The sequence below is a fragment of the Streptomyces capoamus genome, assembly GCF_014654935.1.
Classification (GTDB): Bacteria; Actinomycetota; Actinomycetes; order Streptomycetales; family Streptomycetaceae; genus Streptomyces; species Streptomyces capoamus.
Genome location: NZ_BNBF01000008.1, coordinates 15,929 through 17,528 on the forward strand (window position 1 = coordinate 15,929; position 1,600 = coordinate 17,528).

At 69.9% G+C, this 1,600-nt stretch carries 2 protein-coding genes; one reads left to right on the top strand and one right to left on the bottom strand.

The features are described from left to right. Positions 1 to 322 (bottom strand): RICIN domain-containing protein (locus IE312_RS40045; protein WP_370467557.1); only part of this gene is annotated, 322 nt, incomplete at its 3' end. 426 nt (positions 323 to 748) lie between these two features. On the opposite strand from IE312_RS40045, the gene IE312_RS40050 reads away from it, so the two are divergent. Then, positions 749 to 1,600, top strand: an 852-nt coding sequence (locus tag IE312_RS40050) for an alpha/beta hydrolase (RefSeq protein WP_440862357.1), incomplete at its 3' end; no start/stop codon positions are given.

Genomic DNA, 1,600 nt, shown 5'->3' on the forward strand with positions numbered 1-1,600 from the left:
ACTGCTGGTTCGTGCCGTTCAGGTCTTTCCACTGAACGATGGCGGAGCCGGCGGCCTTCGACCAGCCGAGGTCGTCCAGCACCTTGCCGGAGGTCCGGTTCCTCAGCCGGTAGTACCCGTCACCCGCGTCGATGAACTGCCACTGCTGGTCGGCCCCGCCGTGGCGCGCCCGCTGCACCACCGCCGCGCCGTCGTTCGTGGCGGAGGCGCGGTCGTCCAGTGCCTTGCCGCTGTTGCGGTTGACCAGCACGTACCACTTCTTCGGATCCGGGGTTTTCTGCTGCGCCGAAGCATGGCTGACCACGACAGCCGAACCGGCCACGACCACCACGGTGAGACCCGCCCAGAGACCCCGATGCGCGAGCAACCGACGCCCACGGTGCTTCGGCCGACCGCCCCGCGCGCCGCCGTCGGCGCGGTGGCCGCCGCGGGACGCCGCCGCTGACGTGGTCGGACCGGGGACATGTCTGTGCTCTCGTTCCAGGGACATGCCTGTGCTCTCTTTCAACTGTTGCATCTGACCGGACCACTTGGCCGGACAACGCTGAGTGGTCCGAGAGGCCGAAAAGGTTGCCGCGGAGATCCACAAAGTGGCCTGGTCGTTGGAATTCGCTACGGCGGCATCCCGGGTGGGTGAGTCCGCGTGCTGCCGCGGCGGTACGGTGTGCGGCAGTCGATCGCGCGTTCTGCGATCGCTGACCGACTAGGGGGTTTCATGACACACCGCCGCCCGCGCCACCGTCGTGGAGTGATCGCCAGAGCGGTCGGCTCGGCCGGTGCGCTGGCCGTCGCGCTGGCCATGGGGACGACGCCGGCGCTGGCCGCCGGGAAGACGCCCGACCAGCCTTCGGCCACCGGGTCCCCGGCGGACACGCCCGTTCCGAAGACACCCTGGGCGCCTGAGAACGACGAGCTGCCGCTGCACCACAAGCCCGTCCGTCCCGGGGCGCTCGCGTCCGCCCGCACGGCCGGGTCCGGTCTCCAGCTCACCATGCCCGCGCCGACCGGGCCGAACAGCGTGGGCATGGTCGGCCTGCACCTCGTCGACTCGTCCCGTACGGATCCGTACGTGGGCGGCAAGCGCGAGCTGATGGTGTCGCTCTTCTATCCGGCCACCTCGACGTCCGGGCACTACCAGGCGCCGTGGATGCCGTCGGTCTCCGGCGCCCACTTCCTCGGCACGCGCGGTCTGTCGCCGCAGCAGGTGACGCTGCCCAAGACCGCGGGCCATGTCCTCGCCCCGGTCAAGACCTCGCTCGGCAAGCTGCCCGTCCTGCTGTACTCGACCGGGCTGCACTCGGACCGCGCGATGGGCACCGCGCTCGCCCAGGACCTCGCCAGCCGCGGCTACCTCGTCGTCATCGTGGACCACACCCACGACGCCAACGAGGTGCAGTTCCCCGCCAACCGGCTCGAACTCAACAGGATGCCTTCGGGCGCCCACTCCTCCGACACGCTCAAGGTGCGCGCGGCCGACATCAAGTTCGTCATCAACGGGCTCGGCCAGATCAGCAGTGGCGGCAACCCGGACTACGGCCACGCGACGCTGCCCTCCGGGCTGTCGAAGAACGTGGACATGTCCCGTATCGGGATGTTCGGC